Below are 21,780 nucleotides of genomic sequence, written 5' to 3'. Positions count from 1 at the left end.
CAACCCGCTCCCTTAGGATCCGGCTATGAGCGAGGATCCCTACTGGAGCACCGAGGCGCCCGGCGAGCCGTCGGGGCGCTTCGGCGGCGACCCGCTGGTGACCGACACGTTCGCGTCGTGGTGGAACGCCTCGGTCGGCGTCGTCGCCCGCTCGTGGCGGTCGATGGGGCTCATCCTGCTCATCGGCGCGGCCGGGCCGCGCTGGATCCTCGGCGCCTACTGGACGCTCGCCGCGCCCGACGACGCCTTCGAGGCGGGCGAGTGGGGCGCGGGCCCGGCCGACGTGTTCCCCGGCTGGCCCGCCGCGGCCGTCGGGGGCCTCCTGGGCCTGGTGATGCTGTACCTCACCGCCGTCGCGGCGCTGGCCGCCACCAGGACGGCGGCGGCCGAGGCCGCGGGGGGCTTCCTCAGCCTCGGCGAGGCGTTCGGCTTCGGCTTCGGACGCGGCTGGAAGCTGTGGCTGTGGCTGCTGCTGGCGTGGGTCACCGTCTCGGTCGGCCTGGTGCTGTGCGTCCTGCCGGGCCTGTGGGCGGCGTTCGCGCTGAGCCTCATGGTGCCCGCCGCGACCTTCGAGCACCGGCGCAGCCCCTACGCCAGGTCGGTGCGGCTGACGCACTCGGCGTTCTGGCCCGCGCTGGGCCGCCTGATCATCGTCGTGCTGGCCGCCTTCGCGGCCACCGTCGTCATCGGACTGGTCGGCGCCGTGCTCGCGGGCCTGTGGCGGGCGGTCTTCTCCGACTGGCTCGCGGCGGTCCTCACCGTCGTCACCGAGGCGGTCATGGCGCTGCTCCTGCTGGCGCCGATGATCTGGGTCCTGTCGGCCGCGCTGTGCTCGTACGCGTGGCTGCGCGGCAGGCGCGAATCGGTCTCGGCGACGTCCCTGTCGGCGCAGTCTGCACAGGAAGACAGTGCCTGACTGGCGAGCACCACTCGGGTTCACCACTCGATTCGCGCCCCGCATTGGCACTCTCGGGCCGAGAGTGCTATACCTGACTTGGCACTCTCAGACCGTGAGTGCTAACGCGCGATGAGGTGGTCGGGCCGATCACGGCGACGTCCGCGGCGCGGGCGAGCGTCGGCCCACCGTCGCGGGTGCCGCCTCACCGTCGACAACGAACGTTATCCGAAAGGAAGCCATCTGCAATGGCGAAGATGATCGCATTCGACGAGGAGGCTCGCCGCGGGCTCGAGCGGGGTATGAACATCCTCGCCGAGGCCGTCAAGGTGACCCTCGGTCCCAAGGGCCGCAACGTTGTGCTGGACAAGAAGTGGGGCGCCCCCACGATCACCAACGACGGCGTCTCCGTCGCCAAGGAGATCGAGCTGGAGGACCCCTACGAGAAGATCGGCGCCGAGCTGGTCAAGGAGGTCGCCAAGAAGACCGACGACGTCGCCGGCGACGGGACCACCACGGCCACCGTGCTCGCCCAGGCGCTCGTCAAGGAGGGCCTGCGGGCCGTGGCCGCCGGTGCCAACCCGATCGCCGTCAAGCGCGGCATCGAGAAGGCCGTCGCCGCCGTGGTCGAGGAGCTCCAGGCCGCCGCCTCCGAGGTCGACACCGAGGAGCAGATCGCGAACACCGCTTCGGTCTCGGCCGGTGACACCACCGTCGGCGCCATCATCGCCGAGGCGATGGAGAAGGTCGGCAAGGAAGGCGTCATCACCGTCGAGGAGTCGAACACGTTCGGCCTCGACCTCGAGCTCACCGAGGGCATGCGCTTCGACAAGGGCTACCTGTCCGGTTACTTCGTGACCGACCAGGATCGCATGGAGGCCGTCCTCGAGGACCCGTACATCCTCATCGCCAACCAGAAGATCTCGGCGGTCAAGGACCTCCTGCCGACCCTGGAGAAGGTCACCCAGACCGGCAAGCCGCTCCTGATCATCTCCGAGGACGTCGACGCCGAGGCTCTGGCCACCCTGGTGGTCAACAAGGTCCGCGGCATCTTCAAGTCCGTCGCCGTCAAGGCCCCGGGCTTCGGCGACCGCCGCAAGGCCATGCTCGGCGACATCGCCATCCTCACCGGCGGCCAGGTCATCTCCGAGGAGATCGGCCTCAAGCTGGAGTCGGCCACCCTCGACATGCTGGGCACCGCCCGCAAGGTCGTCATCACCAAGGACGAGACCACCATCGTCGACGGCGGCGGCGAAGAGGAGCAGATCCAGGGCCGGGTCGGCCAGATCCGCGCCGAGATCGAGAACTCCGACTCCGACTACGACCGCGAGAAGCTCCAGGAGCGCCTCGCGCGCCTGGCCGGCGGCGTCGCGATCATCAAGGTCGGCGCGGCCACCGAGGTCGAGCTCAAGGAGCGCAAGCACCGCATCGAGGACGCCGTGCGCAACGCGAAGGCCGCGGTCGAGGAGGGCATCCTCCCCGGCGGCGGGACCGCGCTCGTGCAGGCCGGCGCCACCGCCTTCGACAAGATCGAGGCCGACGGCGACGAGGCCACCGGCGTGGAGATCGTCCAGCGCTCGCTGGGCGCCCCGCTGCGCGCCATCGCCGAGAACGCCGGCCTTGAGGGCGGCGTCGTGGTCGAGAAGGTCAAGGCGCTGCCGAAGGGCGAGGGCCTGAACGCCGCGACCGGCGAGTACGTCGACATGCTGGCGGCCGGCATCCCGGACCCGGCCAAGGTGACCCGCTCGGCGCTGCAGAACGCGGCCAGCATCGCGGCCCTGTTCCTCACCACCGAGGCCGTCGTGGCCGACGCCCCCGAGAAGGAGGGCGCGGCCGCCGGCGGCGCCCCCGACATGGGCGGCATGGGCATGATGTAAGTCAGTACTCCTCTCACGGCGAAGCTTGCGAGCCGTAAATTGGCACAGTACTGCGCGGGGGAGCCACTCACGGTAGAGTGAGTGGCTCTCCCTTTCTCTGTACTGGCTGACAGTGCAGACAGGCGAAGCGCCTACTGCGGCGGCAGGCCGTTCTCCCAGAACGGCCTGCCGCACTGGCATTTACGCCCGTAACTGTGTCGGGGGTTACCCTGGAACCATGCCCTCCGGTCGCAATGCCCTTCTGCCCGTAGCGCTCAGTGCGCTGGCGGCCGCCGGTGCCGTCGCGGTCGGCTCGCCCGCCGCCGCGCAGGAGACCGAGGCCCCCGTCTACCGCGACGACGGCCCGTACCTGCTGGTGTGCTCCGACGACGCCGAGGACTTCGCCGAACGCAACGACAAGGTGGTCTACACCGAGCGCATCGTCAACGAGCGGTTGTACGGCGAATGCCTCGACGAGGGCTACCGGGACCTCGCCGGGGCGCTGGAGCACGTCGCCGAGCCCGGCACGCGGATCCTGATCCTGCCGGGGCGCTACGTCGCCGAGGAGGCCGTCGTCGTCGACGGCGCCGAGGGCCTCCAGATCGAGGGACTGGGCGACAGCCCCGACGACGTCCAGCTGTCGGTCCACTACGCGGCCGACGCCGTCATCGAGGCGAACGACTCAGCGGGCCTGTACCTCAAGGGGTTCACCGTCGAGCAGGGGCGCGAGGCGGGCCTGGTCGTCCGCGGCGCCGCGGGCGCCACCGTGGACGGCGTGCGCTCGGTCCGCAACGGCGGCCACGGCATGCACGTCGAGGACTCGACGGCGGTGCGCCTCACCGCTTGCGGCGCCAGCGGCAACGACGACGCCGGGATCGCCCTCGAAGACACCGACGCCGAGGTCACCGAGTGCGACTCCGGCGAGAACCTCATCGGGCTCAAGGACAGCGGCGGCGGCCGGGTCGTCGTCGAATCGAGCAGGCTGCACGACAACACGACCGGGCTCGTCGTCACCGCGACGACCGAGGGCCACTCGCTCACCGCGAGCGGCAACGCCGTGTACGACAACAACGCCGACCACTACGCGAACCTCGGCAATGGACGCTGCGACGCCGATCCGTCCGAACGGGACTGGGCCGCTGGCGGCCGGTGCCCGGCCGAAGCCGTCCCCATGGGCGTCGGCATCCTCGTCGCGGGCGGCAACGACACCGCGTTCACCGGCAATAACATCTGGGGCCAGAACGCCGCCGCGGTCATGGTGCTGGGCTCGCCCGGCGCCGACGACACCGCCTCGCACCGCAACCGCTTCGAAGGCAACACGTTCGGCTACCGCGACGACGGCCAGCGCTCGCGCAACCGCCTCGACCTGTGGTGGGACGGCAAGGGCGAGGGCGACTGCTTCGCCGAGCCGACCGCCGAGCACACCACCCCGGCGGTGCTGCCCTCGTGCGGCGAGGGGAGCTCGGGGCGGCTGCTGGCCGAGCCGGTGAAGGCGTTCAAGGTCTGGTACTGCGAGACCGGGCCGATCACCGGCGCCGTCCCGGCCGGGTGCGACTGGTTCGGCGCGACGTTCACCGACCGGCTGGAGGTGCAGGCCGCCGTCGCCTTCGCCGCGGCCCTGCTGTTCCTCACCGGCGCCGGATGGTTCGGGGCCGCGCGCTCGCCCGAACCGCCGCCGCCGATGTCCATGACGTTCTCCGCCATCGCGACCTGCTCGGGCGCGCTGCTGCTCGTGCTCGCCTCGTGGTCGGGCCGCAGCGAGTACGAGGCGCTCGCGATCGGCCTGTGGGGCTTCGGCTGGATCCTCGCCGGGCGCTCCTGGTTCTCGTCCGGGCTCGGCGTCTTCGGGGCGTTCACGGTGCTCATCGGTGGGCTCGCCATCGTCGACGCCGTCGACCGCGGCGTGTGGATCGTCCCGCTCATCCCGGTCTCCCCGGCGTGGATGTGGCTCGCGCTCCTGCCGCTGTGGGTCCTGCTCGCGCTCGGCGCGGTCCTGCGCCGCCGCCGCCCGCGCGAGCACTTCCGGCCGCCGGTGCAGCGCACCCCGGCCACCGTCCCGGTCCACGACCGCTTCGACTGGTAGGCGCCGATCACATTGCGGGCAAACGCCAGAAGGCGGCCGACGTGTCGGACCGCTTACGGTACGGTTGCCCCATGACTTGGACCTGGCAGATCGAAGACGCCGACGGCAACGCCCTCGACACTCCCGACAGCGACCTGGGCAGCCAGGGCGACGCCGAGTCGTGGCTGGGCGAGCGGTGGCGCGACTTCGCCGCCGAGGGCGCGACGACCGCCGTGCTCAAGGAGGACGGCAAGACGGTCTACCGCATGGACCTGGCTCCGGCGGGCGAATAGCGCAGCCTGCGAGCCGTAGATGCGTGCAGCGGGCCCGTAATAGGCTGGTCCGTGTGACCGACTCTGGCTCTCTCACGCTGACCGCCGCGCGGGCGGGCGCCGCGCTCGACGCCCGCCGCGGCATCGTCCGCCTCCACGCCGAGGTGCTGACCGCCCTGGGACTGCGCCCGGGCGACGCGGTGTCGATCACCGGGCGGCGCTCGACGGCCGCGATCGTCCTCACCGCCGACCGGTACGCGTCCCGCCGCGCCCTCTACGCCGACGACCTCACCCTCGGCAATGTCGGCGCCCGCGACGGCGACCCCGTCCGGCTCGCCCCGATCGACCTCGAAGCCGCCGACCGCGTGGTCCTGTCCGGGCCCGCCTCCGCGGCGGCCGTGGTCGACCCCGACACGCTCCGCCTCGCGCTCCTGTCCAAGGTCGTCGGCGAAGGCGACGACGTCTCGCTCCTGCCGATCGAACTCGGCGACGCCCGCCGCGACACCGTCGCCGCGGCCCGCCGCACCCTCAACAACACCCTCGGCATGGGCTGGACCACCATGGTGCTCAACGTGGTCGAATCCAGCCCCGCCCGAGGCGCCATGATCACCGCCGACACGCGCGTCGAATGGGAGTCCGCTGCCAGCGGCCTCGCCGACCTCCCCGGCGAGCCCCTTCCGCCCGCCCGCGACGCCGAGTCGCGCATGCCCCGCTCCTACCCCGCCGCCACCGCGTCCCGGCCGCGCGCCGAGACCCGCACCGATGCGCCCGCGCCCCTGCGCGACGGGCGACGCCCCGAGCCCCGGCCCGGCATCGCGCCGATCCCGCTCGACGAGCTCTCGGGCGCCCGCATTCCCGCCGAAGAGCTCAAGGAACTCCTCGACCTCGGCTTCAACCACCGCGAGGTCCTCACCGTCGTCGGCACCGACATGGCCCTCGGCGTCCTCGTCTCCGGCCCCGCGGGCGCCGGAAAGGCCACCGTCGTCCGCTCCGTCGCCGACGCCGTCGGCGCCCGCGTCTCCGAGGTCTCCGGGTCCGACCTGGCCGCGCTCGAAGCGAACGCCGCCGCCGACCGGCTCCGCGCCGCCTTCGCCGACCTCGACGACCCCGGGGTCCTCCTCGTCACCGGCGTCGAGCACCTCGCTCCCGCCGCGCGCCGCACCCCGCTCGGCACCATGTTCTCCCGTCTCGTCGGCGACGTCCTCGACGACGCGAGCGAGCACGCCGTCGTCTGCACGACCGCGCGCGTCGAGGACGTCGACACGGCCGTCCGCTCCCGCCTCGAACACGAGGTCGTCGTCCCCATGCCCGACACGGACGCCCGCCGCGAACTCCTCGCCTACTTCACGCGCGGCATGCGCGTCGCCGAAGCCGTCAGACTCGAAGCGGTCGCCCAGCGCACCCCCGGCTACGTCGCCGCCGACCTCGCCGTCATGGTCCGCGAGGCCGGCGTCCGGGCCGCTCTGCGCGCCAAGGACGGCGGCGCGACCGCCCTCCAGCCCGAGGACTTCGACGGCGCCCTCGAATCGGTGCGGCCCACCAGCCTCGCCGGTGACTCGGTGGAGCTCGGCGGGCTCACGCTCGACGACGTCGGCGGCATGGAGGAGCTGAAGCAGACGCTGACCGAGACGGTGCTGTGGCCGTTGACCTACCCGGACGCGTTCACGCGCCTGGGCATCGAGGCGCCCCGCGGCATTCTCCTCTATGGTCCTCCCGGGTGCGGCAAGACCTACATCGTGCGGGCCGTCGCCGGTGAGGGCCACGCGAACGTGTTGAGCGTCAAGGGCTCCGAACTTTTGAACAAGTGGGTCGGCGAGTCGGAGAAGAACGTGCGGGAGCTGTTCCGCCGGGCACGGCAGGCGAGCCCGACGCTGATGTTCTTCGACGAGCTGGACGCCTTGGCGCCGGTGCGCGGCGGCGGCACCGACGGCGGCACGGCCGACCGGGTGGTCGCGGCGCTGCTGACCGAACTGGACGGTGCCGAGGCGCTGCGGGACGTCGTGGTGGTGGGCGCGACGAACCGGCCGGACATGATCGACCCGGCGCTGCTGCGGCCGGGGCGCTTGGAGCGCCTGGTGTACGTGCCGCCGCCGGACGCGAGCGGCCGCGCCGACATCCTGCGGGCCAACGCGAAGAACGTGCCGTTCGCACCCGATGTGGACCTCGACGCGATCGCCGACGAGCTGTGGCTGTATTCGGCGGCCGACTGCGCGGCCCTGGTGCGGGAGGCGGCGCTGACGGCGATGCGCGAGTCGCTGGAGGCCACGGTGGTGACCGCCGCGCACGTGGAGCGGGCGATCGAGCGGGTCCGCCCGAGCCTGGACCCGAAGCAGTTGGAGTACCTGGAGAACTACGCGAACGACCGCGAGTCCTGACAGGTCCTCCTCCCGAGGACCGGCGCAGGGCGGGCGGCGGGGCCGCCCGCCCTGCGCGACTTACATCGGGTTCCAGCCGTCGGAGCCGCTGAGGTAGTCGGACGCCTCGTAGTTCGAGGCCTCCGAGGAGCTCATCTGCGGCCGGTCGTCGTTCACGCCGGAGCCGGGGCCGGAGTTGGCGTACTCGCGCAGGCGCGCGTCGTGCCAGTCCAGGCCGGACATGTCGGTCCACGGGTCGTCGCGGATGTGCGCTCCGAGGTTCGACTCGCGCACCAGGACTTGACCGCGGGCCGTCTCGGATCCGCCCGCGGGCCAGGGGCGGCCGAGGTAGACCGAGCCGTCGGGCGCGTCGCTGACGAAGTCGCAGCCGGTGAACAGGTACCCGTACGGGTTGGTGATCTCGGTGCTGGCCGCGGTCACGTAGCCGTTGTTGGAGTCCGATCCGCGGTCGAGCGAGCGGATGGTGCAGTTGTCGAACACCGCCGTGCCGCGGCCGAAGATGAAGTCGACGTCGCCCTCGACGTAGCAGTTGCGGTAGTACTGCCTGCCGGCCTCGTCCTCGTCCGGGGAGTTGGCGTACAGCGTGTCCTGGTTGCCGAGGAAGCGGACGTTGTCGAAGACCATCCGGTCGCCGTTGACCTTGACGGCCACCGCCTGGCTGTTGCCGTTCGCGGCCTCGTCGTAGGAGTTGGAGAAGGTCAGGTCCTCGGCGGTGAAGTCGTTGCCGTTGAGGGTGACCGACGCGCTCCCGGTGGTGCCCCAGGTGCCTCCCGAGCCGTTGTCGCATCCGGCGCAGCGGTCGTCGGTGATGACCACGTCCGCCGCGTCGCCGGTGGAGCCGACGAAGGTGATCCCCGTCAGGTCGCTCGGCACGGTCACGTTGCCGTGGTAGGTGCCGGGCTTGACGAGGATCGTGTAGCCGTCGGAGGCGGCGTCGACGGCGGCCTGGACGCTGGTGTGCGTGCCCGAGCCGTCGGCGGCCACGGTGAGGTCGGCGTCGATGTCGCCGCCGCCGTCGTCATCGCCGTCGCCTTCGACGGGGATGAGCCGGAACTGCTGGTTGGTGCCGCCGGTGGGGTCGTACTGGGAGATGCGGGCGCCGTGCGCGGTGGACCACTCCCAGACGTCGAGGGCCTTGCCCGAGAAGCGGTTGACGAAGGAGACGTAGCCTTCGGCGTTCTCGGTGATCCGCCACTGCTGGTTGGTGCCATTGAGGTCGGTCCACTGGGCGATGGTGGCGCCGTTCTCGGCGCTCCATTCGTAGACGTCGAGGACGAGCCCCGAGTGGCGGGCCTGGACGCGGTAGTAGCCGCCTCCGGCGTCGATGAAGCGGAACTGCTGGTTCTCGCTGCCGCCGTAGCCCCACTGGGTGAGTTCGGCGCCGGGCTCGGTCGAGCCGCCTTCGATGTCGAAGACGAGGCCGGAGTGCCGGGATTCGATGGCGTACCAGGTGCCGGTGTCGACCGCGGCGTGCGCGGCACTGGTGGCGAACAGGGCCGCGGTGGCGGCGAGGACCGCTCCGAGGGCCGCGGCGAGGGCGGCCGCGAGGCGGCGGCCGCGCACGGCTCCGCCGGTTGTATGAGATGTCATGTGCTCTATCTCCATGTGCAGGGATGTCTGGGGCGCGCTGCGAAGTGGGGTCGCGCGCCCGGTGCGGATGGAGCCCGAAAGGTGCCGGGACGGACCGGGACGGTCCGGTCTCAGGTTCCAAAAGATAGACATATATCAATTGTCTTTGCAGCATAGAGCAATGTGAACGTAAACACAAGGTCGGTGGGATCAGGCGTCGCCGTCGAGGTCGGTGCGCTGGCGGACGACCCGCAGGTCCGCATCGGACAGCTCCATCTCGTAGAGCTTGCCGCGGGCGCCGGTGAACGGGCGGTGCAGCACCATCATCAGCCGCCCTTCGAAGTCGGTGAACAGCATCCCGTGGCCGGAGTCGCCGCGCACCAGCGGTTCGCCCTGCACCCAAGGGCCTTCGAGCCTGCCGCTGGCGGCGACGGCGTACGTCTGCACGTAATCGCCGTCGATCCGGCCGCCGGTGACCCGGTTCTTCTCGTAGGTCGACCACAGGCACACCAGCGCGCCCGCGGGCGTGCGGTACAGCTGCGGCCCGTCGGTGACATAGGGCGCGAGCTGGTGCGGCACCCCGGCGGGGAGCTCACGGGTGATCCAGGCGGCGTCGGAGCCCTTGAAGAGCATGACGGCCTCGCCCGCGACCGCGTCGAGGCCGTCGGTGAGCGGGAAGGCCTCGATGGTGCCGTCGACGCGCTGGAGCCACTCGTTCGCGTAGACCATCCACGGCCCGCCGTCGTCGTCGACGAACAGGGTCCCGTCGAGCGTCATGAGCTCGGCCGGGAGGATCGGTCCTTCCGGCTTGATCATCCTGAAAGGACCGGTGAGCGAGTCCGAGACGGCCGTGACCGTCGAGCGGCGGTGATTGCGCAGCCGCACCGGCAGGCCGTACTGGTCGGGAGGCGGCACTTCGAGCACCGCGTTCTCGTCGTGGAGCGTGGTGAACAGGTACCAGGCGCCGTTCCACCGGTGGACCTCCGGCGCCCACGCGCCGTGCCCGGCCCACGGCCCGTCCTGGTCCTCGACGAGGAACACCGGGACCGGCTCGGCCCAGTCGCGGAGGTTCTCGGACCGGTAGACCATGGTGCCGACGCCGCCGGGGGCGACCGGGCCGGTCGCACCGGCGGTGAAGCCCTGATTGGCGGTGTAGAGGTGGTACAGGCCGCTCTCGGCGTCGGCGACGATGTACGGGTCGTGCAGCGGCATCTCGGGCAGCCGCAGCGGGAAGGAGCCGGGATGGTCAGACCTCATGAGGAAAACGCTATCAGCGCGGTGCGGCGGCGTCAATCGTCCCGGCCGAGCCACTCCCCCGCCTGCGCGACGAGCCGCCGCACCGGGCTCTGCTGCGGCAGCGAGGCGCGGCTCGGGCCCGGCTGCGGGACCTTGAACGGCTTCTCGATCAGGCGCGGGCGCAGCGGCTCGACCGGTTTGATCCACGAGTCGGTCGGCGCGCCTTCGGGATCGGCGACCCACTGGCGGCCGCGGCGGTCGAGCCCGATGGGGTAGACCGTGGCGCCCTCGGGGCCGATCCTGATCCGCAGGAAGCACTTCTGGTCGGCTATGGACAGACCGGCGAACAGCTCGTTGGCGTTGACGCCGAAGCGGTTCGCCACCACCAGGTACAGGCCCACCAGCCAGGTGGAGACGAGCCCGGCGACCGGCGCGTAGGCCACGAACGACCAGAAGTCGGCCCACGGCAGCGCGTCGACCACCCGTGCGCCCGCCCACGCCAGCCCCACCTGCGCCGCGCCGTGGCAGAGGCCGAGCAGATAGTGCCGCACGCCTCTGGTGCCCTGGCCGGGGTGGGCGAAGCCGACCCCGGCGGCCAGGAGCACCGCCGCCACGGCCACGAACGGGCCGGTGCCTTCCAGTATGGACACGGTCCCTATGAGCATGATGACGCTCATCAGGAGCACGAAGCCCTTGTTGAGCAGCGGCAGTCGGCCGAAGATCCCGAAGGCGTAGCGGAGGGACCGCGCCTGGCTCGGGTAGGTCTGCGTGAGCTTGTAGTGCTTCTGCACCGCATCGGGTTCGCTGACGGACTTGCGCGGCGCGGTCAGCTCGTCGGGCAGGTTGTGGGTCGGCGACAGGTAGGCCCCGCCGCCTCCGGCGGTCACCAGGTGCCGCGAGCCGTCGATCTCGGCGTAGTGCGCGTAGTGGTGGCGGTCGCCGGTGAGGATGAGCGGCACGTCGGCGTCCCGCTCGTCGATGATGTCGCGGATGAAGTGGGCGATCCGGTCGTACGAGCGCGGATTGTCCTCGGTCCACACCCACGACGGCTGCGGCACGCACAGGATCACGTGGTCGCCGGGGCCGAGGTCTTCGGCGGCGCGCTTGAAGTACTCCAGCTGCGGGCGGTCGAGGTAGGCGTCGAACTGGGCGTCGACGGCGAACAGCCACCAGTTGTGCGGCAGGCTCAGGGCGAAGTAGGAGCGGGCCTGCGCGGTGCGGTAGCCGCCGAAGGTGCGGCCCTCGACGAACTGGCGGCTGAAGGCGGTGAGCCCGTCGAACCAGTCGTGGTTGCCGGGGATCGCATAGAGCGACACCGGGGTGCCGGGGTTGGCCGCCGCATAGGGGCCTCGCATGCGGTGCTCGTATTCGTGCCAGTTGGCCGCGGGATAGACCTCGTCGCCGCCCATGATGAGGACCGAGCCGCGCGGCAGGTGCTCGCCTTCGACTTCGAGTTCCTTCTGCGCGGTCATGTAGGCGATCGAATAGGTGGCGTCGAAGCCGTCGCCGATGTCGGCGACGTAGTCGATCCAGAGTTCCTCGCCCGCGTCGTGGGCGAACACGTCTTGGGGCCGCGAGCCGAAGATCTCGCGTTTGTCGAGGTATCCGCCGAGGAGCCGGGCGAGCCCGAAGCGGGCGGCGGTCTCGGCGAGCGTCCGCGGCGACATCCAGCGCACCGGGCGCTGCCGGATGAAGCGGAGCTCTTCGGAACTCAGGTTCCGGGGACGATGGGCCATATGAACATAATGACATGTTTTATGCCTCAAGGGAACCCATGATGCCTGATTGTCCGTCCCGGACGTCCGAAGACGAATCGACGGTCATCAACGTTCCACAGTACTCTCACGGACATGGGTATCGCGAGGTTCGCCGTAGACGACGACATCGACGAGATCGTCCGCCTCCGCCAGGTCATGCTCGAGGAATGGCTCGAGTGCCACGACAACGGCTGGCGGGAGGAGACGGCGGCGATCCTGAGGCGACGCCTGGGCGAGACCGAGCCGACGATGGCCGTGACGGTCGTCGACACGCCGGACGGACCGGGCACGCTGGCCGCCTGCGCTGCCGGGGTGATCACTGAACGGCTTCCTTCGCCGCTCCACCACACCGGCCTGTCCGGCTGGGTCTTCAACGTCTCGACCGACCCCGTCTGGCGGCGTCGCGGCTTCAGCAGGGCGTGCATGGAGGCGCTGCTCGGGTGGTTCGACGACCGCGGCATCCGCTCGGTGGACCTGCACGCCTCCAGCCAGGGCGAGGGCCTGTACCGGCAGCTCGGTTTCCAGAGCCCCGACGAACCGGCGATGCGCCGCACAGCGCACTGAGGCGGTTTTCCAGCGGTGCGGCGTGCGATGACAGGAACAGCGCGATCCGCTACCGTGAAAGGCAGTCGTCTCGCGGGCCTGGGTCTGATGCCAAGGCCGCCAGCGGTTTCCCTGAACAGAACGGAGCCTGTGCATCATGGCCAACATCGATGAGCTGTCGAGCGCGATCGGCGCGAACAAGGAAGCGATCGAGCAGGCGAACGCGAGCGTCGCCGCATCGATGAGCAGCGCGGACGAGCTGTCGGGGCAGTTCCAATCGCTCGGCAGCGAGGACAAGGTCGGCGAGATCGAGCGGATCAAGCAGGGGCTCGAACAGCTCCAGCAGGCCCTCGCGGGCCTCGTCTCGAACGTCGAGTCCATCCACGCGCAGACCGAGGCGCTCCGCGGATAGTCCGGCCCGCCGAACCCCGAAGCGGACGCGCCTCATTCGTTGCGCGCAGGGTCGCGACCCCTCCCCAGGCAAGCACCGCACCGGCCGCTCAGTACCTGCTCGGGTACGACGGCTGCGGCATGGGAGCGGGGGGCCATTGGCCACCGGGCACGGCCGCCGCGGAGCGCTTGGGCGCCCATCGGCGCGAGGGGCGGGTGAGCACCAGGATGAACACCAGCAGCTCGGCGACGAACGCGGTGGTCGCGGCGATGGCGTTCAGCGTGAACGGGTCGATCGGGCCGATGTAGTAGTCCTCAGCGGTGGGCTTCGCGACGGCCAGCACCAGGATCTGGCAGCCGACCGCCCATGCCGCCAGCGGCAGCAGGAGCACGCTGCTGCGGATCACGGTGAGGACGCGGGCCCAGCGCCGACGCCGGTGCAGTCCGACCGCCGAGAGGACCGCCAGGAACGCCAGCACCACCGGAAGCGCGATGAGCACGCTGAACGCCCCCAGGAACTCGCTCGTGGCCAGGTCCATCGGGGTGGTTCCGGCCTCGATCATCTCCAGCCCCATCGAATCCCATTGCCGGCGCGCCTCGATGAGGTCGACCAGGCGTTGCAGCATCAGCACGATGAGCGCGGGCGTGGCGATGGCGGGGATGAACACCGCTGTCTGGACCAGGGCCACCGAGGCCGGTTTGCGCGGCGGCGCGGGCGGGTGGGCAGGTTGCGGCGGAACGGCTTGGGCTTGGTACACGATGAGACTTCCTCGTATTGGTTGCAATAGGCGGTGGTCCGCGAGCAGTGCGGCGCGGAACCCGGCGCGTCGCCGAGTTGGTCCATGGCGCCGCTGAGACGGGCGGGGTAGGCCCTCTACGCCGCGGCAGCACTGATCGTAATGGCATGACCCCGTCCCGTAGGGGACACTCCCGCGACGATCAGTCTATTGTGGCTGAACCGTTACGGAACGGAAGAGGGCCACGAGGCACGGGAGGCGAAATTCTATTGTGCGACACCTACGTCCACAGTGCTGAACTGAGATGCCACACAATAGACAGTTCGAATCGCCGCCCGCGCCTCTTCGGGAACGCCGACCGGTCAGCCTTCGCAGACGCGTTGGCAGTCGAACCAGACGTTTGCGGCGGCCCGCTTGACCTCGGACGTGTTCGCGAGCGCCCAGGACTCGTGCGCGCGGTCGCAGATCCACAGCTGCGGTTCACCGACGACGAGTCCGGCGACGTAGCCGAGCAGCGCCGGTTCGACGTCGGCGAACGCGACCCACAGGCGCGGCAGGTCCGCCTGGGTGCCGAACCGGAGGCCGCGGCCCGCGACGGCGGCGGTGCCGAGCACGGTGATCCTGTCGGGGTCGGGCAGCGCCGTGGGCTGCACGAGAAGGGGCATGTCGTCCAGCGCGCGGGCGTAGCGGCGGCGGATCTCACGAATGCGGTGCGGCTTCATCGCGCGCCTCCGATCGCCAGGAACGGGGCGCGTCCTCGCAGCCGATCGGCGATGTCGGAGGGCAGGCGCATGATGAGGAAACGGGACCCGTCTGGCCGGATGTGGAGGCCGGGACTGCTCGGGTCGGGAGTCGGATCGGATACCGGCTCAGGAGTCGGATCGGGTACCGGTTCGGGCGATGGCTCGCGGGGCGGGCGCTGCGGTTTCTCATCCGCTCGCGGGAGTCGACGACGAGGCCGTTCTCGCGCGTAGGGCGTGAACAGCGGTTCCTCGTCTCCGAGTGGAAGGACGAAGGAGGACCACACCAGACCGGAGGTCAGCGCGGAGAGCAGGAGGTAGGCGAAGCCGAAGAAGAGCATGACCCGTTTGGTCAGGCTGCGGGGTTTCGCGGTCCCCGCGAGAGGCGGGGCGGCCGTGCCGCTCTGGGGTACTCGGGCGTCGGCGGGCTCACGGTGCTCCTGGAGCTGGTGCAGACGGCCGTTCTGTGGCGCCGAGGCGTCAACATGCTCCCGGCTCCCTTGGAGCTGGTGCGGATATCCGTTCCGAGAGGCGCGGGCGTCGACGTGTTCGTGCGGTTCCCGGAGCCGGTGCAGCTGGCCGCTTTGGGGCGCTCGGTCGTCAGGGTAACGGCGGCTCTGGGCGGGCCCCACACTGGCGGACTCCGATTCGAAGTCGATCCGCCAAGGACGGAAGCCTGCGAGCGGATCCGGTTTCGGACTCGGCTTGCGGACATTCGGCGCGAAGGGCTTGCGCTGGCGCGGCGGCACGGACCAGGCGTCCCAGGGGCTCTTCGGAGCCGGGGCACCGGGGGCGGCCCGGAAGCCGGGCACCGCCCATGCGGGTGCGCCGTTCGGGTGGTTGAAGGCGTTTCGCTCTGGAACCGAGACCTGGTTTTGGCGTAGGGTGGCCCTAACCATGGGAGGTTCTCCTCTCTGGTGGTTGAGCGGGCCGCCGACTTTGTTTGATCGCTTGGACGGCGGCCCGCGGTCCATATTCAGTTGAAGATCATGTATCGCACAGCTGGGGCACAAAATCAACCACCGAAACGCGTATTCCTCCGGTCGTGTCATCTTCTTGACAGCAATGGGGACCCACGAGATCGCCGTAACGCGATACCGTTCTGTTCGTAAGGGACACGCGATGCACCCATGTGGCGCATCTGACATCGCCCCGAATTCCCACAGCTCCAGTGACGCCGCCGCGCAACCGAAACCTCACGCTTCTTGCGTGCAAGCACTGTACGTGCCAGCGCGATCTCAAACCTTCGCTTCGCAATTGATCGCTAACATGCCTTGAAGCCGCATTCCATGATCAACTTCCCGATCCACCATCGCCTGTACCGCACGGTTTGTGATGACTTGATAACCTGATGGTCGTCTGTTTTAGACCCCCAGCGAAGACCCCCAGGAGGACCGTGCCGTGGCCCAGCGGATTCTTGACCCCGACTACCTGACCTCGTACCGGGACGAACTGCAGAACCGACTCGACTTCGTCACTGACCTGGTCGAGCAGATGCGCACCGGCAACGAGTTGGGCGTCGAGCCCGGCTTCGGCCTTCTCGACGCGTCCCAGGAGGCCAGGAATCAGTACACCGAGGCCCATCAGAGGACTTGGGACAATCTCCAGAAGCTCAGGGCGGACCTCAACGGCGCGATCGTGACGATCAACGAGTCGCTCGGCCTGCACGCCGAAGCCGAGGAGACCAACGTCTCCGAAACCTCCGCCCACGAGAACGACCTCGACAGCTAGGACACGACACTCCGATGAAGCACACACTCTTCAAGGCCCTCGCGGCCACCGGCGCGGCCGCACTGCTTCTGACCGCCTGCCAGTCCGAAGACGGCTCAGGCGGTGATGACGGCTCCTCCGGCGACTCCGCATCCGAAAACCCGGTCTACACCGAAATGGCGTCCTGGAACGCCTGCGAGGTGCTCGACAACCTCCAGCCCATCACCGACTACATGGACATCAAGGGCTACGGTTCCTCCACCGCCGAAGGCGGCGAGCCGGGCAACCAGGAAATCGGCAACACGTTCGACCCCGAAGCCATCGGCTGCGGCAGCATCATCTACCTCGGCAGCCTGGAAGGGGCCTCTAGCGGAAATTCTTTCGGGATGAGCGGTGAGCTCAAGGTCAAGATCATCCCGACCGAGGGCGAAGACCAGGCCGCTGCCGCCTACGAAGACCGGGCTACTTCCGCAGAGACCGAGGCGTCCGAGTGGACGGACGCCGCAACCGAGGAGTTCGCGGATCCTTGGGATGAAGGAACCATGGTCTCTTGGATTGGCGATGCTGATCAACCAAACGTCGAAGTCGTTGCCCGCGACGGACAGTGGGTTTTCCATATCCAGCTCTACCACACCAATGACTTCGGACTCCGTGGTGGGGGCGACCCCGCACTCGCCTTTACCGATGACGAACTGAACCAATGGTTCGTTGACACCTATCTGCCTGAAGTGAACCAAACTGTCAACAACCTGATCGCGGAGGTGCAGTGATCATGGGTGACAACATCGAGTTCGAGACCGACACCTACGGAGGCATGGAGGGATCAGAGGCGATCGCGCAACAGCAGTCCACTGCCAACTCCGCCCTCCTCAACGGTGCTCCCTGCTCTAACGGCGACTGCACCAACACTTCGAACCCGGCCGAAGAGGCATGGGTCAAGCTCGTCTCGGCCATCCCGGTCGCCGGGCAAGTCGAGAGCTTCAAGTGCGTGGCCGGAGGCACCGCCGCTCCGTCCCCAGAGGAAGTCCAGTCACTGGTCTACCAGATCAGGCCCACCGACGGTGACAAATACGCACTCCGAACACTCGCAGACAAGTGGTTCAACTTCAACTACGACTTTTCAGAAAATCCGGACTCCGCGGTTGCTCCAATCCTGGACACGAAGTTGGGTCATCTGTCGGATGGTTGGCAGGGCGATGACTTCGATGCGTTCGCCGAGCAGATGGAGACCGTGTTCTCGAACTGCGAACGGATCGCGGCCGACATCGGCAACGACTCCTCGGGCATGATCGGCCTGTTGAAGCAGAAGGCCGACGAAATCTATGCCCTGCAGGGTGGCGACTCGCACGAACTGCCCTACCCCGCGCCGCAGTACTGGACCGAGGACGAGGGCAGCCTGTTCTCCAACCCGAAGGTCCACGTCCGAGCGCCGTTCACCGATGGGGACTGCAAGGTCGCCGAGGGATGCATGTACGGCGACGGCGACGCCGAGGAGGCCATGGAGCTGGGCGGGTTCGACGGGGAGTACGCCAACGAGCTCAACCAGTACAAGACCGATCAGACCGAGTACCACTTCGAGCGGCTCAAGGCCGAGAACCCCGAAGCGACCGAGGCCGAACTGGCCCAACTGCACACGCAGGCCGAGCAGCTGGCCGAGCAGGACGCCAACGACCGTGCCGCCACCGACTACGAAGAGGCCGATCAGGACTATGAGGCGAGGGCGGCCGAGCAGAACGAGACGGTCATGGCCCGCTGGACCGACGCGGAGGTCTCCACCAGCGAGTTCACCCCGACGGCCGAGCCCTCGGAGGACACGACGTTCCGCGAGTCCGGGGACGATTTGACCGACAACGGGTACTCACCGCCCGGCGGCGGCGATTTCAACGGGTCGCCGACCTCCAGCGGCATCGACGGGCTCAACCCGCCGGAGTCGACCAGCTCCTTCGGCGGCGGCTCGGGCGGCTTCGGCGGCGGAGGCGGCGGCAGTCTCGGCGACTACGGGACCGACGGTTCGGGCACCGGTCTGGACAGTGATAACCCGTGGTCCTCCTATGCCGGTGAGGATCCCGACGACATCAGCGGTGGTCTGGCCTCGGGTCCGGGGGCCGGGCTCGGTGGCAGCCTCGGAGGCGGCTCGGGCCTGCCTACCGGCGCGGGCGGCGGTATCGGTGCGGGGCCCGGGGGCGCCGGGCTGGGTGCCGGTGGCGGCCTCATCGGCGGCGCGGGCGGCGGCCGCGGTGGCGGCGGCATGGGCGCGGGTGGCCGTGCGGGCGGCCTCAGTGGGAAAGCTGCGGCCGGTGCGGGCGGCAAGTCCGGTCGGATGGGCAGCGGCATGATGGGCGGCGGCCGCGGCGGCACCGGATCGTCCGAGGACAACGAGGGCCGCGAGACCTGGCTGACCGAAGACGACGACGTCTGGGGCATCGGCAACGAGGACAGCGACCCCTACGCCTGACCCCGCACCATCTGAACTCGTGCCCGCCCGGTCCGCTGCGAATTCACCCGGGCGGGCACGACCAGAACCGAACAGAGGCGGCGGCCGAACCCCGGTGCCGGGCCGCCTCACCCTCGATCATCCACATCGATCACAACCGGAGCCGTTCGCCGGGCGAGCCGAGGATCTCGGCCGCTCATCGAATGTCCACAAGAGACTAAATATCTCAATATTGCTCAGATCGGAGCCCATGAACGATCACACACCCCCATCGGACCATCGGCCGTCGATGGCGACCGACCCCGAAGCGTATATGCGCCAATTCGAATCCCGGATCGCGGCGATGAAGGCGAACGCGGACCGGCTGCAGGAAGGACTGCGCGCGGCTGACGCCACCGCCACCTCCGAAGAGGAGGAGGTCACCGTCACCGTCAACACGAGCGGCGCACTCCAGTCGATCGAGTTCGGCCCCGCCCACCGCCACCTGTCGGGGCAGGGCCTCGCACGGCTCATCATGGACACCTACCATGCGGCCGTCGCCGAAGCCTCCTCTCGGACCACCGACGTGCTGTCCGACATCCTCGGCGAGGATTCGGAAGCCATCGGCGTCATGCGCCGGTACGCACCCGGAGGAGACGCCTGATGGGCGGTTTCGAAGTGGACCCCGAAGCGTTGCAGACGCAGGCGTCCCTGATCGAGTCCGGTATCACCGCTCGCCTGCAGGAGTGCCTCACGGCCGCCGAACGCGCTGACGAAGACGAGAACCTCCAGTACGGCGTCATCCTCAGCCCGCTCGCTTGGCCGGCGATGGAAATCGTCGCGGGGCAGGCGCAGGACGGCATCAGGGCGGCGCTGCAACTCTCGGAGACTCTCACCCAGGCCCTCAACGGCATAGCGGAGTGCTACACGGGCGTGGACGACCAGGTGTGCACGGCCCTTGAGAGGATCGCAGAGGAGGTCGGGGAATGAGCGACGCCACCTTCAGCAATCCCACTGACACCGGCATCTACACCGCCGAGTCCGGCCCGTCCGCCACCTCGGGGCTGCGCCTCGGCGACAGTCTCACCAACGTCGGCAAAGACCTCATGGCCGCCGGTTCCGAGGATTTCAGCGGTACCGCGCTGGCGATCGACGGCACCGTCGCCGCGCTCGACGTCCTCGCCTTCGCGCTCAACCCGTTCAAAGAGTTCATCATGGCCGGGGTCGGCTGGATCATCGAGCACGTCGACTGGCTGCGGGAACCGCTGGAAATGCTCACCGGGGACTCGGCCGCGATCACCGCGATCTCCCAGACCTGGTCGAACATCTCGCAGGCGTTCGACAACGCCGGCACGGACATGGCCGGTTTCGTCGAGCAGCTCGCCGCGTGGCAGGGCGAGGCCGCCGAGGCGTACCGCGACACGACGACGGCGTTCGCGGAGATGCTGAGCGGCACCGCGAGCGCGGCGCAGGCCGTGTCGGGCTGCTACGCGGCCATCGGCATCGTCGCGGCGACGGTCAAGGCCATCGTCATGGAGCTGCTCTGCGAGTTCGTCTCCCGCGTCATCATCATCCTGCTCGGGGCGCTGGCGAGTGCGGCGCTGACCTTCGGCGGCTCGATCGGCGTCGGCATCGCCATGACGATCGAGAGCGCGGTCGAGACCTCAGCGAGGATCGGCGCGAAGGTCGCGCAGATGCTGGCGAAGGTCGGCGAGCTGCTCGGGAAGATCGGCAAGGCCCGCAACGCGTTCGGGAAGCTCAGCTCAAGCGTGTTCGACGCGGTCGATGGTGTCGCGGGGAACCTCGGCAAGCTGATCCGCAATTTCGACGGCATGTTCGACGACTTCATAAAAAAGAACGCCAGTATCCTCAAGATCGATCTCTACACCATTCCCCCGGGAACCGGAGACCCGGCGCGAGGCGCGTACGACCAGATGGCCGACGCGTTCACCGGCCCCGACAGCGTGGATGACATTTTGAGGAACAGCCCGAATGCCGGGCGAGTCAATCCGATACTCGAAGCCGAGGACATCGCGGGCGGCATCACCGCGACCGGGTTCCGCGGCACGATCACCGGCGTCAAAGACGGGGACGCGTCCACCGAGGCTGACATCGATGATCGAACCTGAGGTCGTCGACGGGTTCCTGAGGCTGTTCGCCGCGGTCGCGGCGACCGGTCTCGGGCTCGGGCTCCTGACCATCGCCGCCGCGATCCTGGGCGTGGTGATCCGGATGAAGTGGCTTTCCCGGCGGCCCTCCACCACGCAGGGGAAGGAGCCCTTCCGATGACGAAGATGGATCTCGGCGATACCGTCCTCACCCTGTCCGCGCAATGGGGACTGTGCGCGGTCCTCAGCATGGCACTGGCGGCGCTGATCCTGGCGATCGCCTCCGGTGTGGTCTGGGCGGTGCCGTGGTGCGTGAGCCGGGTCATGCCGTTCGTGGACGAGTACGGCAACCGACTGCACGGCAGAGCGGCGCTGCTCCACTCCCGATATCGGTTCAAGGTGTGGATGGGCCATGTCTCGTTCTTCCCGTACACGCCGGATTATGTTTGGAAGCGCCCGCTTCGGTTCCACTTCGTCCTCATATCGCTCATAGCGTTCCAAGAGGGGTTCGCGATCCTCATCAACGAGGGGGAACGGCCGATGCATCTGACATTGCTGGCTCTCTTCCTCCCTTCACTGCTGCTGCAGGCCGTCGCGATATTCAACAGAAAGGGGGCGGTGCGGCGCGGCATATCCAAGCCCCGTGGCCCGGGAGTGGTCACCGACCGCCGGTTCTTCACCGATGAGGAGATCGAGGAGCGGCAGGAAAGCGAAGCCAGGCAGAAGGAAGCGACACGACGATTCTGGGAGTTGCGACGTGGGCAGTGAAGTGATCAAGGTCGAATACGAGGAGCTCGAAGCGGCGGTCTCGGAGATGAACACGGGCAAGGAGGAGATCGAGGAGACGCTCGGCGGTCTTCGGACCAGCTTGGATGGTTTGGACTGGATGGGCTCCGATCGCGAGGCGTACGAGGAGCGGAAGGCCCGGTGGGACGAGTCCTTCGCGAACCTGAACACCATTCTGGAAGGGATCGCCTCGACAGTCCAGATGGCGAGGGAGCAGTATCAGGAAGCCGAGGACGGGTTTGTCACGGTCCTGTCTCCGTGACCGGTCTGCCGGTGAGTGCCGTGCGGCGGACCGCGCGAGCTCAGGCCCATCCCTGCACTGAGAATAGGA

21 protein-coding genes are annotated in these 21,780 nt (G+C 69.0%); 16 read left to right on the top strand and 5 right to left on the bottom strand.

From position 1 onward, the window contains the following. The first annotated feature begins 25 nt into the window (after positions 1-25). From H613_RS0121200 to H613_RS0121180, 5 genes are all read left to right on the top strand, one after another. A complete protein-coding gene (locus H613_RS0121200) occupies positions 26-916 on the top strand; it encodes a hypothetical protein (protein WP_026925354.1) in 891 nt (296 codons plus the stop codon). A gap of 227 nt (positions 917-1,143) precedes the next feature. Continuing rightward, on the top strand, positions 1,144-2,772 hold the full coding sequence (gene groL / locus H613_RS0121195; protein ID WP_026925353.1) for a chaperonin GroEL: 1,629 nt from the start codon (positions 1,144-1,146) through the stop codon (positions 2,770-2,772). Between the two features lie 217 nt (positions 2,773-2,989). Next, positions 2,990-4,834 (top strand): right-handed parallel beta-helix repeat-containing protein, encoded by a 1,845-nt coding sequence (locus tag H613_RS0121190; RefSeq protein WP_026925352.1) that lies wholly within the window; start codon positions 2,990-2,992, stop codon positions 4,832-4,834. A 71-nt stretch (positions 4,835-4,905) separates the two neighbouring features. Next, the gene (locus H613_RS0121185; protein WP_026925351.1) at positions 4,906-5,106 is read left to right on the top strand and encodes a hypothetical protein; all 201 of its coding nucleotides are present in this window, start codon (positions 4,906-4,908) and stop codon (positions 5,104-5,106) included. 53 nt (positions 5,107-5,159) lie between these two features. Next, a complete protein-coding gene (locus H613_RS0121180; protein ID WP_035738878.1) occupies positions 5,160-7,460 on the top strand; it encodes an AAA family ATPase in 2,301 nt (766 codons plus the stop codon). A 60-nt stretch (positions 7,461-7,520) separates the two neighbouring features. On the opposite strand, the gene H613_RS31845 is transcribed toward H613_RS0121180, so the two are convergent. The 3 genes from H613_RS31845 to H613_RS28165 all read right to left on the bottom strand — a co-directional run bounded on the left by H613_RS31845 (position 7,521) and on the right by H613_RS28165 (position 12,001). After that, positions 7,521-9,050 (bottom strand): pectinesterase family protein, encoded by a 1,530-nt coding sequence (locus H613_RS31845; RefSeq protein ID WP_211234917.1) that lies wholly within the window; start codon positions 9,048-9,050, stop codon positions 7,521-7,523. A gap of 189 nt (positions 9,051-9,239) precedes the next feature. Continuing rightward, positions 9,240-10,286 (bottom strand): glycoside hydrolase family 43 protein, encoded by a 1,047-nt coding sequence (locus tag H613_RS0121170; RefSeq protein ID WP_026925349.1) that lies wholly within the window; start codon positions 10,284-10,286, stop codon positions 9,240-9,242. Between the two features lie 32 nt (positions 10,287-10,318). Continuing rightward, a complete protein-coding gene (locus H613_RS28165) occupies positions 10,319-12,001 on the bottom strand; it encodes a metallophosphoesterase family protein (RefSeq protein ID WP_051393651.1) in 1,683 nt (560 codons plus the stop codon). A gap of 114 nt (positions 12,002-12,115) precedes the next feature. Between H613_RS28165 and H613_RS0121160 the strand changes: the two genes are divergently transcribed. Together H613_RS0121160 and H613_RS0121155 are read left to right on the top strand one after the other, a co-directional pair. Next, positions 12,116-12,586: a GNAT family N-acetyltransferase gene (locus tag H613_RS0121160; protein ID WP_026925348.1), complete on the top strand. Its 471-nt coding sequence runs from the start codon at positions 12,116-12,118 to the stop codon at positions 12,584-12,586. A 136-nt stretch (positions 12,587-12,722) separates the two neighbouring features. Further along, positions 12,723-12,977, top strand: coding sequence for a hypothetical protein (locus tag H613_RS0121155; protein ID WP_026925347.1), 255 nt, complete (start codon positions 12,723-12,725; stop codon positions 12,975-12,977). Positions 12,978-13,065: 88 nt separating this feature from the next. On the opposite strand, the gene H613_RS0121150 is transcribed toward H613_RS0121155, so the two are convergent. Both H613_RS0121150 and H613_RS0121145 read right to left on the bottom strand, forming a co-directional pair. Further along, complete coding sequence (locus tag H613_RS0121150) at positions 13,066-13,713, bottom strand: hypothetical protein (protein WP_026925346.1); 648 nt, start codon at positions 13,711-13,713, stop codon at positions 13,066-13,068. Between the two features lie 341 nt (positions 13,714-14,054). Continuing rightward, the gene (locus H613_RS0121145; RefSeq protein ID WP_026925345.1) at positions 14,055-14,414 is read right to left on the bottom strand and encodes a hypothetical protein; all 360 of its coding nucleotides are present in this window, start codon (positions 14,412-14,414) and stop codon (positions 14,055-14,057) included. 1,419 nt (positions 14,415-15,833) lie between these two features. Here H613_RS0121145 and H613_RS0121140 point away from each other — a divergent pair. The 9 genes from H613_RS0121140 (at position 15,834) to H613_RS0121100 (ending at position 21,711) form a co-directional block, all read left to right on the top strand. Next, positions 15,834-16,163, top strand: coding sequence for a hypothetical protein (locus tag H613_RS0121140; protein ID WP_026925344.1), 330 nt, complete (start codon positions 15,834-15,836; stop codon positions 16,161-16,163). A gap of 14 nt (positions 16,164-16,177) precedes the next feature. Further along, positions 16,178-16,912 (top strand): hypothetical protein, encoded by a 735-nt coding sequence (locus H613_RS0121135; RefSeq protein ID WP_026925343.1) that lies wholly within the window; start codon positions 16,178-16,180, stop codon positions 16,910-16,912. Positions 16,913-16,914: 2 nt separating this feature from the next. After that, the gene (locus tag H613_RS29565) at positions 16,915-18,597 is read left to right on the top strand and encodes a hypothetical protein (RefSeq protein ID WP_156926176.1); all 1,683 of its coding nucleotides are present in this window, start codon (positions 16,915-16,917) and stop codon (positions 18,595-18,597) included. A gap of 292 nt (positions 18,598-18,889) precedes the next feature. Further along, positions 18,890-19,219, top strand: coding sequence for a YbaB/EbfC family nucleoid-associated protein (locus tag H613_RS28155; protein WP_169732034.1), 330 nt, complete (start codon positions 18,890-18,892; stop codon positions 19,217-19,219). Beyond that, positions 19,219-19,545, top strand: coding sequence for a hypothetical protein (locus H613_RS0121120; RefSeq protein ID WP_026925342.1), 327 nt, complete (start codon positions 19,219-19,221; stop codon positions 19,543-19,545). The genes H613_RS28155 and H613_RS0121120 overlap by 1 nt, the downstream gene beginning before the upstream one ends. Further along, positions 19,542-20,684, top strand: a complete 1,143-nt coding sequence (locus H613_RS0121115) for a WXG100 family type VII secretion target (protein WP_026925341.1) — start codon at positions 19,542-19,544, stop codon at positions 20,682-20,684. Before H613_RS0121120 ends, H613_RS0121115 begins: the two co-directional genes overlap by 4 nt. Next, positions 20,671-20,844 (top strand): hypothetical protein, encoded by a 174-nt coding sequence (locus H613_RS31140; RefSeq protein WP_156926175.1) that lies wholly within the window; start codon positions 20,671-20,673, stop codon positions 20,842-20,844. The genes H613_RS0121115 and H613_RS31140 overlap by 14 nt, the downstream gene beginning before the upstream one ends. Beyond that, positions 20,841-21,431, top strand: a complete 591-nt coding sequence (locus tag H613_RS0121105; protein ID WP_026925340.1) for a hypothetical protein — start codon at positions 20,841-20,843, stop codon at positions 21,429-21,431. The genes H613_RS31140 and H613_RS0121105 overlap by 4 nt, the downstream gene beginning before the upstream one ends. Next, a complete protein-coding gene (locus H613_RS0121100; RefSeq protein ID WP_026925339.1) occupies positions 21,421-21,711 on the top strand; it encodes a WXG100 family type VII secretion target in 291 nt (96 codons plus the stop codon). The genes H613_RS0121105 and H613_RS0121100 overlap by 11 nt, the downstream gene beginning before the upstream one ends. The last annotated feature ends 69 nt before the right edge of the window (positions 21,712-21,780 follow it).

Source organism: Glycomyces arizonensis DSM 44726, assembly GCF_000482705.1.
GTDB classification, from domain to species: Bacteria; Actinomycetota; Actinomycetes; order Mycobacteriales; family Micromonosporaceae; genus Glycomyces; species Glycomyces arizonensis.
Note: the sequence above shows the minus strand (reverse complement) of the source record. Positions and strands in the feature narration are given on the sequence as shown.